This window comes from Marinobacterium sp. NO-S09, from assembly GCF_059179545.1.
This window is the reverse complement of sequence record NZ_CP168954.1, coordinates 2,422,563-2,442,147: the sequence shown is the minus strand read 5'-3', so window position 1 is coordinate 2,442,147 and position 19,585 is coordinate 2,422,563. Positions and strand designations below refer to the sequence as shown.

The window sequence follows — 19,585 nt, the reverse complement described above, 5'->3', positions numbered from 1 at the left end:
GCTTTTTCGTATCTGTACTGTCAGTTTTAGTCGATGGACACGATACGGACATGGCTATGCTTGCCACCCGGCAGCGTCCAATCGATAGTTTGGCCAACCTGCAGTCCGAGCAATGCCGAACCGATGGGTGCCATAATCGAGATGGGATGCTCAACGGATGACAGTTGATGCGGGTACAGCAGATGACGTTGAAACTGCTGCCCTGTCTCCTCCACCTCGAAGGTGACACAGGAATTCATGCGCACCACATCTGCCGGCATCGCCTCTTCGGCAACCACATCAGCACGTGCCAGCTCGGTACGCAGCGCGTCCAGACCAGGGTTATCACGAAATTCTTTGCGCTCAAGCAGCGCTTCAAGCTGGTCAATATCCTTTTCGGACACCAGAATACACGGCATCTCAGCCATGGCGTTTACTCCATTTTTACAACAAATAAAGATAGCCGCCGGATAACCGGGACTACCAGAGAATTCAAGAGGTGTTCGTATACCCGTCGGCCTGCCCTACAGACACAGGCCGATACAAATCAGCGTGTGAGCGGCAGGCCTGCAACAAGGCGGGCTGCGGACAGCAATGTCATCCGGATATACAACATAAGGGAAATGAGCCTCACAGAAGGTAAAAAGGTGCGATGCACCCTGTATGCATTGTTACGCTTTAACCCCGTTAGTGCAATAGCCGGTATAATACACAGGCAAGTTTTGTGTCATTAAACCGCTCCAGACCTGAGAAGCCCCATGCAGCTAAGCCGCTTTTCCGACTACTCCCTGCGCGTACTTTTTTACGTCGCCATCAATGACCAGAAACGCTCCAACCTGGCTGAAATAGCCGATTTCTACTCCATTTCACGGGAGCATTTGCGCAAGGTGGTACACACGTTGGGGAAACTTGAGTACCTGAGTACTTATCGCGGCAAGAGTGGTGGAATTAGCCTGGCCCGGCCTGCTGCAGAGATAAACCTGGGCCAGCTGTTGTCCCAAACCGAAGGCACCACACCTCTGATCGACTGCAACAGCCAACCCTGTCGACTGACTGCACATTGTCGATTGCAGGGTGTACTGGCCGAAGCACAACAGGCCTTTTTTGCCGTTCTGCAGCAATACACCCTGGCAGATCTGATTAACGACCGGCAGATGCAGGCGTTAATTCAGGTCAACCTGGAGGGGTAAAGCTGTAGGGTCAGGTTACACATCCGGCAAACGCAGTGACAGCAGTACGCCGGCCAGCCCCATCAGGCAGAGAATCAGAATAATGGTGCTGATAGGCACGGCAACACTCAGCGCACCTGTGAAGCCCATAATCAGCAGCACTATACCGATCACGGTATTACTCACCGCAACATAGTCGGTACGTCTGTTACCCTCTGCCATGTCCACGATAAAGGTTTTACGACCGACACGTACGCCCTGGTGGGCAATGCTCAGTGCAAAATAGCAAAGCGGTATAAGCCAGAAAATATCCAGCCAATGGGGAAACCAGGTTGCAATCGCCCAGACGATAATCCCCGCCAGTGATGACATCAGTGCTGCCAGTGTCATGACGGAACGGCTGGACAGATCGGCAAACCTCCCCCAGAAGGGCCCTGAAATTAGTCCGGCCGCGCCGCTGGCGATAATAAACAGACCCAGCAATGCCGGTGAATTGTCCTGAGCCCGTTGTGCCAGCACCACATAGTAAGGCGCAGACAGGGCCGAGCAGAGAAACAAAGAACGGGTAATGACAAACAGCCTGAAGGCCGAATCGGTGCGCAATATATCCAGTCGCTTGAATGCCTCGGTTATGCCGTTAACACCGCCATCGGTTTCACCGGGGAATTCACGTATCTGGGCATAGGTTAAGGCTGCGAGAATCCATAACAGGCCCGCCAGTGAAAGCAGAACACCAAAACTGGCGCCACTCATGTCCCCTTCGCCATTTGCCAGCACAAACCAGGCACCAGCCAACAGTGTCACCAGCCCCGCTACACTGGCTGACCAGCCATTAACACGCCCGCGCTGTGTTTTCGGGATGGTTTTGCCCAACACATCCTTGGCCGCAACGGAGCATAACCCCCGTGACAGACTGAACAACACCAGCAAGCCAATGATGGACCATCCCGCTGCCGCCCCCTCAAGCTGCCAGGCAATCAGTGCTATCAACATCATGCACAATGCCTGCAACAGGCTGCCAACAACCCAGACGTGCTTGCGTATAGGTAAGCGCCGAACAAAGCCTGCAATGAGCAGTTGAGGCATCATGGAGCCGGACTCACGGATAGGCACCAGGAAACCGAGCAGATAGAGGGGCGCGCTCACTGCCTCCATCACGGCCGGCAACACCACTTTGGGGTTGCCCATGGCATCACCCAGTTTTGTCAGAAACTGGCTAAAGACCAGCCATAAAAAATTACCGGGTACTTCTTTACAGGCATCTTCATCAATGGCCTTACAGGCCCGGGCATCCTCCTCATTCAGTAATTTTGCATACAGGTCCTGACTTAACGTGCCCTTGGACATTCGTGTGTGCTCCTTAGGTAAGACGCGTGACAGCTCGGCTGCCCAGAGTTCATTTCCCTGACCGAAGTTGCTAGGCTTGCTGCCTCTTTCGGGTCCAAGGATACAAGGATAATGACAGCCCCCTCCGTACTTCAAGCCACTCTCTGGATGGTCGGTGCCCTTTTCTCGTTTATGGCAATGGCAATTTCAGGCCGCGAATTGTCTGCTGAATTCACGACCTACCAGATACTCTTTTTCCGTAGCGTTATCGGGGTACTGCTGATCAGCTTTCTGGTATCCCGATCCGGATGGGCTCAGATCAAAACGCACCGCTTCAAGGGGCACCTGATACGCAATGTGGCGCATTTTGGTGGGCAGTACGGCTGGTTTTTCGGATTGGCGTTTATTCCCCTGGCCGAGGTTATTGCCATCGAATTCACGACACCGGTATGGACAGCTTTGCTTGCAGCAACTTTTCTTGGTGAGCGTCTAACCTTGCCACGGCTCACGGCCTTGGTGCTGGGTATTACCGGCTTGCTGGTTATATTACGTCCGGGCATGGGAGCGGTTCACCCGGCTGCTTTTGCCGTGCTGGCCGGTGCTATTGGCTATTCACTGACCTATATACAAACCAAGTCACTTTCATCCACGGAAACACCGTTGTGCATCCTGTTCTACATGACCCTGATGCAGCTCCCCATGGGCATGATTCCCAGCCTGCTGGACTGGAAAACGCCTTCTCTGGGTTCTGTTCCCTGGATTATTCTGGTCGGGGTAACGGCCATGAGCGCACATTACTGCATGACGCGTGCGTTCAAACTGGCCGATGCAACCGTTGTAGTGCCGATGGATTTTATGCGCCTGCCACTGATCGCTCTGGTTGGCTATCTGTTCTATTCAGAAGTAATTGACTGGCCTGTTGCCGTCGGTGCCGCCATGATGCTGGCCGGCAATTTCGTTAATATCCTGGCAGAGCACCGCAAGCGCCTGCCGCTGCAAAGCGATTAAACTGCTTTTGTCAGACTGCCATCAAAGTACTTCTGTCACCAGAATAAGCTCGCAGGCACCGTCACCGGTGTCCTCGCGAGTCAGTGAACTGCGCCAACGCCAGCCATCATCCCCACGGGCCTCAATCAGAAAACCCTTGAAGCTGATTTCATCCCCTTCGTCCAGTGCCTCAAGCTGGTCGCGCACTTCATCACTGGCCGGGACCAGGTGCATATTGGCACTACTGGTTTCAACCTTGCGACGGGGGATAGGCAACTGCTCCGAGCGCCAGTAGTACCAGCGACCGGACTGGCGGATAGCAAACTTGTCTGCCACTTCAGGCCGAGCCATATCTCCCCAGCCCAGGGCAAAGTCCCAGGGCGACAAATCGCTCTCACGGCCAAAGCTGTAGTCCTCACGCGCCAGAATGCGAGCATCAATGGCAAACTCCGCCAGCAGACGCAGTTGATATTCATCTTTTCGTATAGATGGGGCATTTGACAGCATGCGCTGACCGGGTAACTCTGGAGAGGCACTGACACTGACAAAAGGTGTTTCCAGAGCAGGCTCAGGTGGCTCCATACGCACGAGCCAGAAACCTGCAGCCAGCAGTACAACCAATGCCCATTGCCAGGGACGCAGAATCATCACCTAAGCCCTACTGCAGGTTATTTCCGACAAAATCGTCCAGCTGCTCAATCGCCTGATGATCCGTCGATATCAGGTTCAGGCCCAGTCCTACGTGATCATGTGCATGGCGGCGCTTGTAAACGACACGACAATGACAATGCAATGCGCTGGAGGGCAGGCCGAAGTGCAGCCATATTTCTATCGGGCCAACGCCTTGTGGCGATTCAATGCCCACCAGGCTGGCATCACCCTCTACATAGAAGCCGCCCCTACTCAGGTTAACGATACGTACATCGATAGACTCGCCCGTCGAGGTTTCAAGCTCGGCAGGCAAGTTACAGGAGACACGGGGGTAAATACGGCGTTCATCAAACATGATCTTTCTCGGTACAGCGTTATTTGTCTTCAATCCTAGTCATTACTGGCCAGAGGGACAATGTCGGAGGTCAGTCAAATCAACAATCTACACAGGGCCATCTACTACTTCAGTACCGGTTTTTTGGGGCCAATGTTCAATTCCTCTTGAACCTTGCGGCAGGTGTAATGGACTTATGGAGTACTGCCTATGTTCTGTGTGCAAAAAGCAGCAATAATTGCATTAGCGGTTTCGATATCGCTACCTGTGTCTCCTGTCTGGAGCGCTGGAAGCGGCCAGGACAGGACCGACCTGTATTTTTCCTGGGAAGGATACCGAATTGGCCGTTATCGCAGCCCCACGCCTGAGCAGGCCGAGGGCGGCACCAGAATCGATGTGCAGCAGCTTGTCAGGTTGCAGAGTACCGCCAAACCAGCGCCGATTCTGCTGGATGTACAGCCGGTGAGTTGGCAAAGCGGTATCTTCCTCCAGACCCGGCAACGTTACAACCTGCCGGGCAGTGTCTGGTTGCCTAATGTTGGCCTTGGCGAGCTGAATGAACGCTGGACCGATTATTTTCAGACACACCTGCAGCGCATAACGCAGGGTGACAAGCAGCGGGCAATTGTGGTTTATTGCACAGCCGACTGCTGGATGTCGTGGAATGCGGTAAAACGCGCCAACCAATGGGGCTATCAACAGCTCTACTGGTTTGCCGAAGGAACGGATGGATGGCGGGAAGCTGAGCGCAAATTGGTAGCTGCGCAGCCGGTACCCTTACCGGACAAGCAAATACTTCAGGATACGGATCGTCCTGATACCACTCGATAATAACGATAACGGGGACTGAGACGTGTACAAGATACTGATTGCCGATGACCACCCACTGTTCCGTGAGGCGATCACCAACGTGATTGAAACCGGTTTCCCCGAGGCCGAAACGCTGGAAACCGAAGATCTGGAGACCGCCCTTTCACTGGCGCAAACCCATGATGACCTCGACCTGGTGTTGCTGGATCTCAACATGCCGGGCATGAACGGTTTGAACGGCCTCATCTCCTTACGTAATGAAGCACCGACCATTCCGGTGGTGATTGTCTCTGCCGAAGACGACAAGCAGATTGTATTGCAGGCGATCACCTGTGGTGCCGTGGGCTTCATTTCGAAATCCTCGCCACGCGCCCAGATGACAGAAGCACTGGAGCAGATCCTGCAGGGCAATGTGTACCTGCCTTCCGATATTATTCGTCAGAGTGATCAGGACAGCAGCCGTCGTAACCGTCGCACCAATGACCACCCGCAAATAGCGCCCGAGCTACTCTCCTCCTTGACCCGCCGACAGCTATTGGTGCTTGAGCGCATGGCCAAGGGCGAATCCAACAAGCAGATCGCCTACAACCTGCATATTGCGGAAACGACGGTTAAAGCACACGTGTCCGCGATCCTGCGCAAACTCGGTGTACATAACCGTGTACAGGCCATTCTCTCTGCCAGCGATATCGACTTTGCACAATACCTGAGACGTTAACGGACTATCCGTGATGACAATGAAAAATGGGCTCTGATGAGCCCATTTTCAGTTCTGTAACCTTTCCCATACTCTCTCAGGCAGGTAACTGGCGTCTTTGCTGCAGCAGGTGCCCAAGGGTAGCTTTAAGCTTAAGCGGGCGGATCGGCTTGTTCATCAACAGGTAGCCTTGCTGCTTTACTTCCTGTTTCAGGTCGTTGCTGTAATTCGCGGTAATCATCAATACCGGCGGCACTTCCACCCGCTGCTGCAGTACTTCACGTACCAGGTCGATACCAGTTTCACCGTTATCCAGATGATAATCGGCAATCAGCAGGTCCAGTTCTGCCTGCCCGATCGACACCTGTTGTTGCAGATCTTCCAACCCGTAAGCCGTCACCACCTCGCAGCCCCAGCCGCCTAACAGGGTGGCCATACCATCACAGATGGAGGCGTCATTATCGACCATCCAGATACGCGCTCCCTGCAGCTGATTATCGATCCCCGGCTCTCTGAACTGCGGCGAGAAGGATTCAGGCTTGAGGCGCCCCAGCGGCACCTCCACCGAGAACACCGAGCCCCTGCCCTGACGGGAGCGTACACGCACGGGATGTTCCAGCATGCGGCTGACTTTATCGACAATGGCCAGACCCAGGCCGAGGCCCTTGTCCTGCTGTCGGCCACCACGTGGAATACGACGGAACTCCTGGAAAATTTCGGTGAGCTTGTCTTCAGGAATACCTGACCCTGTATCCCAAACCTCAATCAAAACGCTACCGGAGCGCATTCGGCAGCCGAGCAGCACTTCACCGCCCACATCGGTATACCTCAGGGCATTGGTCAGGAAGTTGCGCAGTACACGTGCCAGCAAGGTAGCATCACTCATGACTACGGCATCAGTGCCACGGAAACGGAACTTGAGGCCGTCTACCGCCGCCAGCTGACGGTATTCAGCAGTAAGGGTATCCAGCAGCTCATTGAGTCGGAACGGCGCCACATCGGGCTTGATGACGCCTGCATCCAGTTTGGAGATATCCACCAGAGTACCCAGCAGTGTTTCCACATCCTGCAGGGAGTTACTGACTGAATAGATCAGCTCACTGATGCGCTCGGGCATGGGCTGTTCCAGCAAGGCGCCGGTGAATAGGCGAGCTGCATTCAAGGGCTGCAGCAAGTCATGACTTACCGCCGCCAGGAACTTGCTCTTCGACAGGTTGGCCTGCTCGGCGTCCTGCTTGGCGTCCCTCAAGCGGGCCTCGATCAGGCGACGCTCTTCAATTTCCTGACGCAGCTGTCCGTTGACTTCGGTGAGCTCTGAGGTGCGCTCTTTTACGCGCTGCTCCAGATTCTGATAGGCCTGTTGCAGTGCCAATGCCGTGCGCTTGCGTTCGGTAATATCACGAATCAGAACAAAAAAGCCCACGGTATTCCCCTGGGCATCTCGATTAGGTACGTACGACTTGAGCATGTGCCGGTTATCACCGGCAGCGTTACACTCGTCAATTTCGAAGGTGGCATTTTCGCCGGCAAACGCCTGCTTGATATGCGGCTCCAGCCGGGTGTATAGATTGTCGCCGTGCACCTGGCGTATGCTCTGGCCAATCAGGCTGCCTCTTGGCCAGCCGTACCAGTCATCGTATACCTGGTTCGTAAACTGGAAGCACTCGTCGGCGCCGACATAGGCGATCAAGGCCGGAATATGGTCGGTAATCAGGCGAAGCCAGCGCTCGTTTTCACGCAGGGACTCGGCGTACTGGTCACGCTCGGTGATATCGGTGTAGGTATTAACGAAGCCACCGGACGGCATTGGATGAGTCTTGATTTCAATGACTCGCCCATCAGACAGGCGCTGCTCCATTTCGAACAACTGCTCACCACTGGGGCTCAGTGTATCCGGTGTCAGAAGGCCCACTTCCGAGGCCGCCATGACTTCTGCAAAGGGCTGTTCGTGATTGATAGTCAGACCGATCAACTCATTAAAGCGATCATTCCAGACTTCCAGCCAGCCATTGGCATTGATGAGCGCCACACCTTGTGACAGGTTATCGACCGTCCGCTGCAGCTGACGGCTTTTTTGTGCCAACGCCTGCTCTCGCTGAGCCGCTTCGCTGGCCTTGAGATCCGTAATATCGGTGTACAGAATGACCAGACCGCCATCACCGGTATGACGTTCGTTGACCTGTACCCAGCGATCATTGAACAGTCGGAATACCGTAGCATCATCATCGCCACGGCCTTCATGCTGCTCAATTATCAAACCACTATCCATGGCCAGTCGGTGTACATCCTGGATAGTGGTACCCCGCTCAATACGCGTCCCCGTACCGGCCCAGTAATCACGGAAGCGGCTATTGAACAGCAGAATGCGTCGGTCGGAATCGAACAACACAAAGCCGTCGGTGATACTTTCGATGGCATCAATCAGGCGCTGGTGGGCCGTCGCGGCTTCCTGGTTGGCCTGCTTGAGTGCATAGTTGCTTTGTTTCAACTCGGCCAGCGCAGCGTTCAGCGCCTCGGTACGCTCACGCACCTGCTCGGCCAGAATGACAGAATGCTCAAATGCAGCATAAGGGGCGGTACGAACAGAACTGCTGGATTCTACCCGTTCTATCAACGCATCCTTCATACGTCTAAGCTTGGCATTCTCCTGCTCAAGCTCATCGATACGCGCCTGCATTTGTGCTGCTGTCATATCAGTAGTCATTCTGCGTCCGTCCGATTACCACACCAGTAAATGTCTGGTTGATATGCATGCCATCAAACTGCTCACCGTAGGTGTTGAAGCCCACCACGTTATGTTGCACCAACAGGCGTGAGGTTTCATCTGCCTGGCCGGTCAGCTCCGCTTCCAGACGGCGCAGGAAGCAGTCGCAACCGATGGTGATCAGAGGCTCGCCAAGCGTGCTTTCGATTTTATCGAAGCGGTGACTCAAATTCGCCAGCATGGCATCCGGGCGCATGGCGGTCAGAACGATGCCGTTCTCGACCGCGCAGTAGAAGGTCAGGCTCAGGTCCGGATTTACCTTCTGAATGGAGCGTACAAAGTATTCCTGACCGATACGCACCGCCAGCGGATTCATGGCGAAAGTACCAAAATCCAGATCATCCAGCTCGATACCCAACAGTCGGGCATATTCAACCGCTGCAGGTTCTGCATTCAGTTCATACACGGTGCGGGTAGCCGGATCAGTTTCTGTAACAATCAGCTTTTTTTCCAGGCTCTGCATGTGATGCGTGGTAAACACCTCGAAATCCAGAGGGGTATTCACCATCACAACGACAGCCGCTTGAGTGCGAAAAGCGCCATCTACATATACATGGGTACCGGTCAGGTGAATATCGTCACCAGCGGATCCGCCAAAATGGGGAATGCTGCCCAGTGCGGAGTCCAAGGTTACCAGTACTTGTTCTTCCTGGCTGGACAGACCGTCCAGTAGCGTCAGGGCAAAGGTGCGTCCCTTGATGGGCGCGACACGCGTATCACGACAACGGCCGATCAGGGTATCCACCAGCTTTTGCGCACGCGGCAAGGTGAAGGTCTCGAGTTCTTCGACCAGGCCCACTTCGACGGCAAACAGGTTGCGATCAAACCCCAGGGCCGTAATGGTGCCCTGGTCATAGCCGCGCGGCGTCAACTCCCCTGCCGTAGTGCAGCCTGCCAGACGCACGCCGGCAAAGGCCGCTTCCAGAGCAGACGACAAGGCTCCGAGATCATATTCTGCGGAACAAAAAAACAACACAAAACCGAGATCAGGATGTGACAATTGCGCAGCGAGTTCTGTTGCAGCGCGCCCGACATCTCGATGTGAAGACATGGCCGATCGTACCGGCTCTTGAAACAGTGGCGCGTTCATGGCTCTCACTCGCGCTAGGATTTACACAGGATAATTGTATCTGCTGTTACAACTCGGCAGTAATGCTACTTCAGTATCTTCTAAAAAGCCTTCAGTCGTACACAAACCAATGAATATAAAAGGTTTTATCTTTTTTTGAGGGAAAAGACACCCCAATGCTGAGGTTTTCTACTACTTAAGCACTATAAGCATCATTCAGGCATAAAAAAACCGCACAACCGGTGAAGGGGTCCAGTTGTGCGGCAGGCACTACGACAGCTCGTATTACCAGGTCATAACAGCACCCAGTGCAACGGTGTCGTTTTCTTCTTTACCCAGAGTGGAGCCATCGATTTCTGTCTGGTCGTATTCAGCAACCAGCTTCAGGTTGTCGTTCACAGTGTAGAACCAGGCAACAGCGGTGTTTTCGTAGGTGAAGTCGACACCATTTTCGCCTTCGTTCTCACCGTAAGACAGGGCTACGCGGTTTTTACCGAAGGTGTATGAACCCTGCAGCAGGTAGCCTTCCATTTCCGCCGCTTCAGCAACAACAAAGTTGTCGATCGCAGCCGGGTGGATACCTTCGCTCTCGAAACCGGAAGCGGTCAGAGACAGGCCGCCAAACTTAACGTTGGCACCGAAGGAAACGCCAGTGGAATCGATGCTGTTTACATCGGTACCGTCGGGATCGTCAGAGCTCTGGTAGAGGCCGCCGATCCAGGCTTTAAATGCGGTGTTGTTGTAATCAGCGCTATAGGTCAACTCACCCTCAAAGCGCGGGGTGTCTTCAGACGAGTCCACGTCTGATTTGCTCGGATCCAGGATACCAACTGCCAGCTGCAGACCATGTTTGGCCGGGCTGCGATAGGTGATCTGGGCTTTCGGGAACGGGTAGGTGTAACCACTGCCGATGTTACCGAAAGATACGTTGCCGCCATCAATCAGGCCCAGCGCATCAGAGGTTTGGCCGTAGCCCAGCAGCAGTTCGTCAGACATGATGTTGGTACGGTTGAACAGACCAAAGTCTTTACCGATCAGGACCTGACCCCAGTCAGCATCAACAGTGCCGTAGAACTGACGCACATCGATACCGGTGTCGGTACCCAGAGATTCGCCGCGGCCCTGGTTATTGGCACGCACAACGTCGGAATCGTTAATGCTTACCCAGAAAGAGGAACGGGCTCCCAGTTGCAGATCACCGGTGTCCTTGCCGAAGTTGAAGCCGATATAGTTGGGCAGGAAGCCCATTTTCACGCGTGACTGCTCACGGTCGTCGTTTTCACTGTGTACGTAGAAGGCGTTGATCAGACCATCAGTGCTGAACGTGGTGCCGTCCTTGTCGTACAAGGTGATGCCCGCCTGTGCCTGTGCGGCCATGCCCAGTGCAACCATTGCCGGCAGCAGTTTCATGGACAAATTCTTATTCTTCATATTTCCCCCAGATGGAAGTTCGTTCATGACATCGTGATTACGATGCCCTGATGATCCGTTCTGGCGGGTATTTGCAACATGCTTCTATGGCGGGTTTAGAGTGCTACATTGGTTGCGGCTGGGCTGTAGCAATACCCTGCCAACTACCTGAGTATTACGACCCTGCCCCCTGGTATTAGACGCAGTCGCAGCAAAGATAATATATTCATCATATTGATATTTAAGGGCTTTTTATAGCACAAAGTACAAACGAACAAAGCCCCGCCGGCAATGCCGGCAGGGCTTGAGTAACGATTGAACGTAAAAGTCAGGCGTTATTTAGGCAGTTTGAAGGTCCATACAGAACCACCCTGGTTCAGGTGCTTGACGCGCTTGGCGACTTCACCACCCCACAGCGGTACCGCACCACCCCAACCGGAGACAACGGAAACGAACTGCTCGCCATCATCTTCCCAGGTAATCGGTGAACCAACGATGCCGGAGCCGGTGTTGAACTTGTAAAGCATCTCACCAGTCTTGGCGTCAAAGGCCATCAGGTAACCTTCAGGGTTACCGGTGAAGACCAGGTTACCCTTGGTTGTCAGCACACCACCCCAAAGCGGCGCGTAGTTCTCATAGCGCCAGGCTTCCTTACCGGTTTTCGGGTCGATCGCACGCAGCACACCGATGTAATCTTCGTTCATCGGACGGATGGTGAAACCGGCACCCAGGTAAGCAGCACCTTTCTTGTAGGAGACCGGCTCGTTCCAGATATCCATGGCCCACTCGTTGGAGGGAACATAGAACAGCTCAGTGTCCTGGCTGTAAGCCATCGGCATCCAGTTCTTACCACCCAAAAAGGACGGAGCGGACATAACCGACTCGCCTTTCTTGCCTTCTTTGGCATCCGCCGGGTTACCCGGACGACCACCTTCCTTGAAGATCGGGCGACCGTTTTCGTCCAGGCCCTCAGCCCAGGTAATCTTGTCAACAAACGGGAAGCCGCGGATGAAATCACCGTTTTCACGGTTCAGAACATAGAAGAAACCGTTACGGTCAGCGGTAGCCGCTGCCTTAACCGTTTTACCACCGTCTTCGTAGTCGAAGGAGATTAGCTCGTTTACACCGTCAAAATCCCAGCCATCATGCGGCGTGGTCTGGAAGTGCCAAACGATCTTGCCTGTATCCGGGTCGATAGCCAGACGTGAAGAAGAGAACAGGTTATCACCCGGGCGCAGGTGAGAGTTCCACGGAGCCGGGTTACCGGTACCGAAGAACATCAGGTCAGTTTCCGGATCATAAGTACCGCCCAGCCAGGTTGCAGCACCACCGGTTTTCCACAGATCGCCCGGCCAGGTTTCACCCGGTTTGCCACCGGAGATACCGTTTTCGACTTTTTTGCCATCTTTCCAGATGTAGCCCATGTGGCCTTCAACGGTCGGACGTGTCCAAACGATGTCACCCGTTACCGCGTCGTAGGCTTCAACCTTGCCCACTACACCGAACTCACCACCGGACACACCGGTAATGATTTTGCCTTTAACCACCAGAGGCGCGGCGGTCAGAGAGTAACCTTCCTTGTAGTCAGCTACTTTCTTTTTCCAGACAACCTTACCGGTGTCCTTGTTCAGGGCAACCAGTTTGGCATCCAGAGTACCGAAGATGACCAGGTCGCCGTACAGGGCAACACCACGGTTGATTACGTCACAGCACGGCATGATGCCGTCGGGGAGACGTGCGTTGTATTCCCAGAGCTCATCGCCGGTTTTGGCGTCAATTGCGAATACACGTGAATAGGAACCGGTGACGTACATGACGCCATCCTTAATCATCGGCTGAGATTCCTGACCACGCTGTTTCTCGCCACCGAAGGAGAACGACCATACCGGACGCAGTTCCTTTACGGTTTCAGTGTTCAGCTTGTCCAGCGGGCTGTAACGCTGCCCACGCGGACCCAGACCGTTAGACACGACATCGTCAGTCGTCATCTGGTCAGCCAGAATATCCTTGTCGGTGATGCCCGCCTGTGCCATTCCGGCAAAGGACATGGCAGCAACCAGCGTGGATACTGCAAAGCCTGTGCTGCGGCCAAATTTCTTCATCGCTGTCCCCTTTTAGGATTTTTTGTTTTCCAGGAGCAGTCGGGAAAAGTTCCCGACCCGTTTGGGCATTCTTGAATTTGGGGTGCAATCTCACAATTGAACCGGCGAAGCAGTTTTATCCTCACTTGGTAGTAATACTCGCTAAAAGGCCCCGTAAAACGGGGCCTTCAGCATGGTCATAAATTGGCGATCCGATCAAAAAGCGGCGGCTTCATAGTCGGGGTAGAGATGAAACACTGAGCGTTCAAACTCCTGCTGACGCAGACTGATGCTATTAAATTGCTCCGGGATAGGCAGCGCCATCACTTCAGTCATGCTCAAACCCTGTTCTGCCGCATGCGTGAATGTAGTATCCAGCCAATCCAGATAGGCCTGCATCTGATCGAGTGCGCGGGCATCTGTTACAGCGGGACCATGTCCCGGCAGCATCAGCTTGAACGGAATCTGTCGCAGCTGCTCCAGCTCGGAACGCCACTGCTTAAGTCCGGGTGTGTGGGGAGTAGTTAAGGCTCGCTGATAAAACACCATATCAAAGGGAAACAGTACCCCGGTGGTATGATCAAACAGCACCAGATCAGCCCCGCTGTGCCCGGTCAGTTCGATCCACTCGAGCTTATGCTCGCCCATCTGCATCATGCCGGGTTCCAAGACCTGATCAGGGGTTATCGACTCGGTACCGCGCATCCAGTCACCAACCAGTCGATACATATTCTCGGCAAAGGCATCACCGTTTTGTGCAATCTGTTGCTGTGTTTTGGCCAGTGAAGCAATGGGTGCCTCCGTAAAGGCCTGGTTGCCAAGAAAATGGTCAGGGTGCTGATGGGTATTGATGACCAGTTTGATCGGTTGCTGCGTGGTGGCCTCGATTAAGGAACGCAACTCTTCACCGTAGCGACGTGATACACCGGTATCGAGCACCAACACCCCTTCTTCCGTGGCGATAAAAGCGGTATTGACGATGTTGCCGCCATTTTCAAAACTGAAGTCTTCTGTTGTACCTTCGACAAACCAGGTATTTTCCGCCACCTGATCAGCCTCCAAATTGTATTCCAGCTTGGCCGCTACCGCCGGTTGAATCATCAGCAATGCGATTACAAACAGATTCTTCATCCCTGCCTCCTATAACGCCTGCTCGAATTCGTTGCCACCATTGTCACGTAACCAGAGGTGATACTCATTGGCCTGGTCCTTGAGATCGAAGGTAAACACCGGGTTCTCGGATACCGGCGGTGACAGCTCCATCCGCACAACCGTCTGATTCTCGGCATCTCTGACTTCTACCTGCTCCAGATAGAATTCAGGAATGGCATCAACCAGGCCGGTATCCATGGGGTGAATAACGCGGAATTTGTAGCGGGCACTGTCGTCCTGACCACTCTGGAAGCGACGTGACTGGATTTCACCCAGATGGCTTTGCCAATAAGGGTCAGCATTGCCCATGCTCGGCGTGGTGCAACCACCACCGGCTGCATCGAGCTGTGCATAGCCAACATGCCAGAGCCCATCCCGGGTCAGTACAGCCGCACGGACTGCCGTACTTTGCTGAACCTTGATTCTCAGCGACACCTTGGGGTTGGCACCACTGCCTGGGTAATAGTTGAGCACATGCTGAATGGGATTCAGGTCAGCCCAGACAACCATCTTTTCGATATTGCCGGCGTGCGCACGGGCATCAATTGTGATGGGAACCTGGGTTGGATCTTCGGCGAAGGCGGGTACATCCACCTGGATGTCCGTATCAAAGCGATAATCGTCGTTACCGATGAAAATATCGCGGGTGTACTCCCACATGACAGAATCAAGGGGATCGGCTGGCTGAGCCGCCATCAGGGGGCCCGCCAGTAGCAGGGACAGAGTCCCTGCCGTCAGGCGTTGCTTGAGCTTCATGAGTCTACCTCTTTTGTTTTTATTGTCAGGCAGCCGGTTATTCGGAAATGGCAGCCTCCTCGGCGACCTGATAAAACTCCGGCTTGGTATAGCGCAGGCCGTAACGGGCAAAGATTTCAGCCATTTCACCGGATCGAATCATCTTGTCCAATACGGCTTCAACGGCATACCCCAGCTGACGGTCGGTCTGACGGATAGCAATGCCAATATCCCAGGTTTGCTTGCCCATGGTGGGAAATCCGTTTTCGGCCAGTCGATACTGGCTATCATCAGCTTCGCTCAGCAGCCAGTCGATCTCGGACTGCATGGCCATAACCGCAGCCACTTCGCCCGACTGCATGGCGGCAAAGGCATCCCGCGGCGTCGGGAAATGATGGGTCATATCACGCATGCGTCCGCGCATGGCTGATGTAAAGTAGAAGGCCGGCACGCTATCCACCTCTACTCCAATGGGCTCATACTGGAACACAGCCACGGTTCGCACCGCATCCAGACGCTCGGAGTCGTATGCCACTTGCCAGCGTTCCTGCTGGTAAGGCGCCATCATTACCACCATTTCATTGATCAGGTAGCCAAGCGAATCCTGTTTGTAGGCATACTGCTTGTCATAGGGTACGCGCAGCATCACATCAGCCAGTGTCTTCATTGCCAGCGGGTTTTCCTGATCCTTGTCCAGGTAGTGACCTTTCCAGACATTGTTGCGCAGGTCATCTTCCAGGTTCTCATCCGGTGTAATCCAGTGGACCTGCAGCTCCAGATCGAACGCCTCAGAAACACGTTGGGCAATTTCGACATCTACACCGACCGGTTTCCCTTCCTGCACGAATGAATACGGCGGGAAATCCTTGTATACACCCATGCGGATGTAGCCGGATGCCATGACGTCATCGTACAAACGCGCATTAGCCTGCTCGCAAGCGAGCAGGCTAATGCATAGGGAAATAAGCAGTTTGGGCAGCTTATTCCTCAACATACTTTGTCTCCAGCCAGCTGCGGATCGCCCACAGGGCTTCCTGGCTCAGCGTGTCCGCCATTTTCGGCATGTATACAGCGCCATCACGCACGGCACCGTTGATGACACGGTATTTGAACCACTCATCACCGTCGAAATCAGCAGTCAGGTAACGCAGATCCGGTGCAATACCACCCGAAATACCATCCAGTCCGTGACAACGGGCGCAGTTCTGGTTATAAGCAGAAGCACCGATTTCAACAGCACGCTCAAAATCGTCGGTATCGCGGTAAGGGTTGGTATCAGCCCACTCTTCACCCAGCGGAGTCAGGCCTTCAGTATCTACGGCCTGCGGGACTACATCGCCATGCGCCAGTACGGTTCCGGATACAGCCGCGCTCAGTGCAGCGGTAGCTACCAGGCCTGTGATTTTGTTCAGCTTAGACATGTGCGTTCACCGTTATTTTTATCAAAACATAAATCGAAATGACGAGCGTCATGCTCGACAGTGATGAGGCACATGATGAACCAGGGTCGGAAAGGTCAGAATTACACCTTGGCATCCAAAATATGGTCCCTTGGTAGTAAAATTTGTGAATAATGCCGACCAAGGTTTGACTTACACCACCAAAAGTCGTAAAACTAAGGGGTAACCTTTTGATTAGTCGGGACTTTTTCCCGGCACTCCTGAATTATTCCCTTTTTCCTTCCGCTTAAAGCCCGGTTTTGCCGGGTGCTTTGCCGTGGCCGATTCTCCTGTCCGGTCCGCACAATGCCCTTGCACACTTCAGCTCCATCCACGAGCTGTCGTCATTCACCAACAGGGTATTGAAATGATGAAAAAAACAATAACAGCCCCGCGCCGTTCTCTGCTGAGCCAGCGAGTACAAGCGGTCGTATTGGGCGCCGCGATTGGGCTGAGCAGCGCCGCTGTACAGGCTTCTACTTCTGAAGTGACCTGGGATGACATTCTGAACGATCAGGCAACACCTGAAGATGTTCTTGGCTATGGTATTGGTCCCAAGGCTCAGCGTTACAGCCCGATGACTCAGCTCAACACTGAGAACATCGAGATGCTGACACCGGCCTGGTCTTTCTCTTTCGGTGACGAGAAACAGCGTGGCCAGGAGTCTCAGGCACTGGTACATGACGGTGTTATCTACATCACCGGCTCCTACTCCCGTATCTTTGCAATCGATGCCAAAACCGGCAAAAAACTCTGGGACTACACCGCACGTCTGCCGGACGATATTCGTCCCTGCTGTGACGTTGTAAACCGTGGTGCAGCCATCTTTGGTGACAAGGTATTCTTCGGCACCCTGGATGCCGCCATGGTTGCTCTGAACAAGGATACCGGCAAGGTTGTCTGGAAGAAGAAATTCGGTGATCACACTGCCGGCTACACCATGACCGGTGCCCCTACTCTGATCAAGGATCAGAAAACAGGCAAAGTCCTGCTGATTCACGGTTCTTCCGGTGACGAGTTCGGTGTTGTGGGTAAACTGTTCGCCCGTGACCCTGATACAGGTAAAGAAATCTGGATGCGTCCGTTCGTTGAAGGCCACATGGGCCGTTTGAACGGTGAAGAAAGCACCCCGACCGGTGACCCGCGCGCACCGAGCTGGCCGGACGATCCCAACTCTCCAACTGGCAAGGTTGAAGCTTGGAGCCATGGTGGCGGTGCTCCCTGGCAGAGCGCCAGCTTTGATGTTGAGAACAACCGTATCATCGTCGGTGCCGGTAACCCTGCGCCCTGGAACACCTGGGAGCGTACCTCTGAAGGCGGAAACCCGCAGGATTACGATAGCCTCTACACCTCAGGTCAGGTTGCTGTTGACCCGACCACCGGTGAAGTGGACTGGTTCTACCAGCATACTCCGAACGATGCCTGGGATTTCTCCGGCAACAACGAGCTGGTGCTGTTCGAATATGAAGATGGCGGCGAAACCGTCAAGGCCACTGCTCACGCCGACCGTAACGGTTTCTTCTATGTAGTAAACCGCGAAGACGGCGACTTCATCCGCGCCTTCCCGTTCGTGGACAACATCACCTGGGCGACACACATCGACCCGAAAACCGGCCGTCCTGCTGAAGTAGAAGGCCAGCGTCCTCCGGAACCCAAGCCGGGCGAGAAAAAAGGTGAGTCCATCGAAGTATCCCCGCCTTTCCTTGGCGGCAAGAACTGGAACCCGATGGCGTACAGCCAGGATACTGGTCTGTTCTACGTGCCGGGTAACCACTGGAAAGAGGATTACTGGACTGAGGAAGTAACCTACCAGAAAGGTGCAGCTTACCTGGGTCAGGGCTTCCGTATCCGCAAGATGTATGACGACCACGTCGGCATTCTGCGTGCCATGGACCCGCTGACTGGCGATGTTGCCTGGGAACACAAGGAAAAACTGCCGCTTTGGGCCGGTGTCCTGACAACCAAAGGTGGTCTGGTGTTCACTGGTACCGGTGACGGTTACCTGAAAGCCTTTGATGCCAAGTCCGGCGAAGAGCTGTGGAAGTTCCAAACTGGCTCCGGCATCGTTTCCAGCCCGGTTACCTGGGAGATGGATGGCGAGCAGTACGTCGGTATTGCCTCTGGTTACGGTGGTGCAGTGCCGCTGTGGGGTGGCGATATGGCTGATCTGACCAAGCCGGTACCTCAGGGTGGTTCTTTCTGGGCTTTCAAACTGCCGAAATGGGCAGACAAGGTTGCCAAGAAATAATAACCGCATAAACGGTTAACGCTGTCCCCGGGCCTGCCGTTTGGCAGGCCCTTTTTACGGAGATCTGATCATGTCCAAAGCAACCCTGATCTCAGCTGGTGTGCTGACTCTGGTAATGTCATCAGCAGTAGCGGCCCAGTGTGAGCCCGGTATCGAAGCCCAGTGTTCCGGTGCCGATTTATCAGCACAGGACCTCTCCGGCCAGCAGCTGGATCGCATTGACCTCAGCGGTGCCAACCTGCGCTATGCCGATCTTCGCCATGCTGATTTGCGCGGTGCAAACCTGAGTGGTACAGACCTCAGTTACGCTCTGCTAAGCCGTGCCAATCTGGAAAAAGCAAACCTGAAAGGCGCCAAGCTGGATTATGCCAATATGGTTGCCGTAGCGGGTTGGGCCATGCATGCCCAGGGCGCATCGTTCAAGGAAACACGCCTGGATGGAGCCGACCTTTCTTTTGCACGCCTGAGCAACGCACGCTTTGTCGATGCCGTGCTCTATGCCACCAATCTCGAGATGGTGTGGGCAACGAAAACCAGGTTTATCAACTGCAACCTGCAAAATGCTAACCTGCAGGAGGCCAAACTGAATTATGCCAATATGGCAGGTGCCGACTTGCGCGGCGCAAGCATCCGTTTCGCTACCTTCCAGGGCACTCACATGGTGGATTGTGTGGACTGTCCGCAGGACTGGATGGTGCCGAAAAACCCTGTGCAGTAATACATCTGTCATGCAG

At 54.1% G+C, this 19,585-nt stretch carries 18 protein-coding genes; 6 read left to right on the top strand and 12 right to left on the bottom strand.

Going from position 1 to position 19,585, the window contains the following annotated elements; genetic code table 11:
- Window positions 1-26: 26 nt before the first annotated feature.
- Window positions 27-407 carry a nucleoside diphosphate kinase regulator gene (gene rnk, locus O3C79_RS11265; protein ID WP_010324051.1) on the bottom strand — a complete coding sequence of 127 codons (381 nt, stop codon included), beginning with the start codon at window positions 405-407 and terminating at the stop codon, window positions 27-29.
- Window positions 408-737: 330 nt separating this feature from the next.
- Here rnk and O3C79_RS11260 point away from each other — a divergent pair, with 330 nt between their 5' ends.
- A complete protein-coding gene (locus O3C79_RS11260) occupies window positions 738-1,169 on the top strand; it encodes an RrF2 family transcriptional regulator (RefSeq protein WP_010324048.1) in 432 nt (143 codons plus the stop codon).
- 15 nt (window positions 1,170-1,184) lie between these two features.
- Here O3C79_RS11260 and O3C79_RS11255 read toward each other — a convergent pair whose 3' ends face one another.
- Window positions 1,185-2,495, bottom strand: a complete 1,311-nt coding sequence (locus tag O3C79_RS11255; RefSeq protein ID WP_494383180.1) for an MFS transporter — start codon at window positions 2,493-2,495, stop codon at window positions 1,185-1,187.
- Between the two features lie 111 nt (window positions 2,496-2,606).
- Here O3C79_RS11255 and O3C79_RS11250 point away from each other — a divergent pair, with 111 nt between their 5' ends.
- On the top strand, window positions 2,607-3,482 hold the full coding sequence (locus O3C79_RS11250; RefSeq protein WP_494383179.1) for a DMT family transporter: 876 nt from the start codon (window positions 2,607-2,609) through the stop codon (window positions 3,480-3,482).
- Window positions 3,483-3,503: 21 nt separating this feature from the next.
- Here the strand turns inward: O3C79_RS11250 and O3C79_RS11245 are convergent, their stop codons facing one another.
- Together O3C79_RS11245 and O3C79_RS11240 are read right to left on the bottom strand one after the other, a co-directional pair.
- Window positions 3,504-4,109 carry a hypothetical protein gene (locus tag O3C79_RS11245; protein ID WP_494385792.1) on the bottom strand — a complete coding sequence of 202 codons (606 nt, stop codon included), beginning with the start codon at window positions 4,107-4,109 and terminating at the stop codon, window positions 3,504-3,506.
- Between the two features lie 10 nt (window positions 4,110-4,119).
- The gene (locus O3C79_RS11240) at window positions 4,120-4,467 is read right to left on the bottom strand and encodes a PilZ domain-containing protein (protein ID WP_494383178.1); all 348 of its coding nucleotides are present in this window, start codon (window positions 4,465-4,467) and stop codon (window positions 4,120-4,122) included.
- Window positions 4,468-4,713: 246 nt separating this feature from the next.
- Here O3C79_RS11240 and O3C79_RS11235 point away from each other — a divergent pair, with 246 nt between their 5' ends.
- Window positions 4,714-5,277, top strand: coding sequence for a rhodanese-like domain-containing protein (locus tag O3C79_RS11235; RefSeq protein ID WP_494383177.1), 564 nt, complete (start codon window positions 4,714-4,716; stop codon window positions 5,275-5,277).
- A gap of 22 nt (window positions 5,278-5,299) precedes the next feature.
- Window positions 5,300-5,974 carry a response regulator gene (locus O3C79_RS11230; RefSeq protein ID WP_494383176.1) on the top strand — a complete coding sequence of 225 codons (675 nt, stop codon included), beginning with the start codon at window positions 5,300-5,302 and terminating at the stop codon, window positions 5,972-5,974.
- 76 nt (window positions 5,975-6,050) lie between these two features.
- Here O3C79_RS11230 and O3C79_RS11225 read toward each other — a convergent pair whose 3' ends face one another.
- The 8 genes from O3C79_RS11225 to pedF form a co-directional block, all read right to left on the bottom strand.
- Window positions 6,051-8,645, bottom strand: coding sequence for a hybrid sensor histidine kinase/response regulator (locus O3C79_RS11225; protein ID WP_494383175.1), 2,595 nt, complete (start codon window positions 8,643-8,645; stop codon window positions 6,051-6,053).
- Between the two features lies 1 nt (window position 8,646).
- The gene (gene nosP, locus O3C79_RS11220) at window positions 8,647-9,807 is read right to left on the bottom strand and encodes a nitric oxide-sensing protein NosP (RefSeq protein WP_494383174.1); all 1,161 of its coding nucleotides are present in this window, start codon (window positions 9,805-9,807) and stop codon (window positions 8,647-8,649) included.
- Window positions 9,808-10,071: 264 nt separating this feature from the next.
- Window positions 10,072-11,217 (bottom strand): porin, encoded by a 1,146-nt coding sequence (locus O3C79_RS11215; protein ID WP_040886301.1) that lies wholly within the window; start codon window positions 11,215-11,217, stop codon window positions 10,072-10,074.
- 314 nt (window positions 11,218-11,531) lie between these two features.
- The gene (locus tag O3C79_RS11210; protein ID WP_494383173.1) at window positions 11,532-13,298 is read right to left on the bottom strand and encodes a PQQ-dependent methanol/ethanol family dehydrogenase; all 1,767 of its coding nucleotides are present in this window, start codon (window positions 13,296-13,298) and stop codon (window positions 11,532-11,534) included.
- 195 nt (window positions 13,299-13,493) lie between these two features.
- A complete protein-coding gene (locus O3C79_RS11205) occupies window positions 13,494-14,408 on the bottom strand; it encodes a quinoprotein relay system zinc metallohydrolase 1 (protein WP_494383172.1) in 915 nt (304 codons plus the stop codon).
- Window positions 14,409-14,417: 9 nt separating this feature from the next.
- Window positions 14,418-15,185 (bottom strand): quinoprotein dehydrogenase-associated SoxYZ-like carrier, encoded by a 768-nt coding sequence (locus tag O3C79_RS11200; RefSeq protein WP_494383171.1) that lies wholly within the window; start codon window positions 15,183-15,185, stop codon window positions 14,418-14,420.
- A gap of 37 nt (window positions 15,186-15,222) precedes the next feature.
- Entirely contained in the window at window positions 15,223-16,158 is a 936-nt protein-coding gene (locus tag O3C79_RS11195) for a substrate-binding periplasmic protein (RefSeq protein WP_494383170.1), read from the bottom strand.
- Entirely contained in the window at window positions 16,145-16,585 is a 441-nt protein-coding gene (pedF, locus tag O3C79_RS11190; RefSeq protein ID WP_010324034.1) for a cytochrome c-550 PedF, read from the bottom strand. Before pedF ends, O3C79_RS11195 begins: the two co-directional genes overlap by 14 nt.
- Window positions 16,586-16,970: 385 nt before the next feature.
- Here pedF and O3C79_RS11185 point away from each other — a divergent pair, with 385 nt between their 5' ends.
- Together O3C79_RS11185 and O3C79_RS11180 are read left to right on the top strand one after the other, a co-directional pair.
- Window positions 16,971-18,851 carry a PQQ-dependent methanol/ethanol family dehydrogenase gene (locus tag O3C79_RS11185; RefSeq protein WP_010324033.1) on the top strand — a complete coding sequence of 627 codons (1,881 nt, stop codon included), beginning with the start codon at window positions 16,971-16,973 and terminating at the stop codon, window positions 18,849-18,851.
- A 70-nt stretch (window positions 18,852-18,921) separates the two neighbouring features.
- Entirely contained in the window at window positions 18,922-19,569 is a 648-nt protein-coding gene (locus O3C79_RS11180; RefSeq protein ID WP_494383169.1) for a pentapeptide repeat-containing protein, read from the top strand.
- Window positions 19,570-19,585 lie beyond the last annotated feature (16 nt).

Bases quoted from the DNA above. Each gene is read 5' to 3' on its own strand.
- rnk (WP_010324051.1), bottom strand. From the start codon at position 407: ATGGCTGAGATGCCGTGTATTCTGGTGTCCGAAAAGGATATTGACCAG.
- O3C79_RS11260 (WP_010324048.1), top strand. From the start codon at position 738: ATGCAGCTAAGCCGCTTTTCCGACTACTCCCTGCGCGTACTTTTTTAC.
- O3C79_RS11255 (WP_494383180.1), bottom strand. From the start codon at position 2,495: ATGTCCAAGGGCACGTTAAGTCAGGACCTGTATGCAAAATTACTGAAT.
- O3C79_RS11250 (WP_494383179.1), top strand. From the start codon at position 2,607: ATGACAGCCCCCTCCGTACTTCAAGCCACTCTCTGGATGGTCGGTGCC.
- O3C79_RS11245 (WP_494385792.1), bottom strand. From the start codon at position 4,109: ATGATTCTGCGTCCCTGGCAATGGGCATTGGTTGTACTGCTGGCTGCA.
- O3C79_RS11240 (WP_494383178.1), bottom strand. From the start codon at position 4,467: ATGTTTGATGAACGCCGTATTTACCCCCGTGTCTCCTGTAACTTGCCT.
- O3C79_RS11225 (WP_494383175.1), bottom strand. From the start codon at position 8,645: ATGACAGCAGCACAAATGCAGGCGCGTATCGATGAGCTTGAGCAGGAG.
- nosP (WP_494383174.1), bottom strand. From the start codon at position 9,807: ATGAACGCGCCACTGTTTCAAGAGCCGGTACGATCGGCCATGTCTTCA.
- O3C79_RS11215 (WP_040886301.1), bottom strand. From the start codon at position 11,217: ATGAAGAATAAGAATTTGTCCATGAAACTGCTGCCGGCAATGGTTGCA.
- O3C79_RS11210 (WP_494383173.1), bottom strand. From the start codon at position 13,298: ATGAAGAAATTTGGCCGCAGCACAGGCTTTGCAGTATCCACGCTGGTT.
- O3C79_RS11205 (WP_494383172.1), bottom strand. From the start codon at position 14,408: ATGAAGAATCTGTTTGTAATCGCATTGCTGATGATTCAACCGGCGGTA.
- O3C79_RS11200 (WP_494383171.1), bottom strand. From the start codon at position 15,185: ATGAAGCTCAAGCAACGCCTGACGGCAGGGACTCTGTCCCTGCTACTG.
- O3C79_RS11195 (WP_494383170.1), bottom strand. From the start codon at position 16,158: ATGTTGAGGAATAAGCTGCCCAAACTGCTTATTTCCCTATGCATTAGC.
- pedF (WP_010324034.1), bottom strand. From the start codon at position 16,585: ATGTCTAAGCTGAACAAAATCACAGGCCTGGTAGCTACCGCTGCACTG.
- O3C79_RS11185 (WP_010324033.1), top strand. From the start codon at position 16,971: ATGATGAAAAAAACAATAACAGCCCCGCGCCGTTCTCTGCTGAGCCAG.
- O3C79_RS11180 (WP_494383169.1), top strand. From the start codon at position 18,922: ATGTCCAAAGCAACCCTGATCTCAGCTGGTGTGCTGACTCTGGTAATG.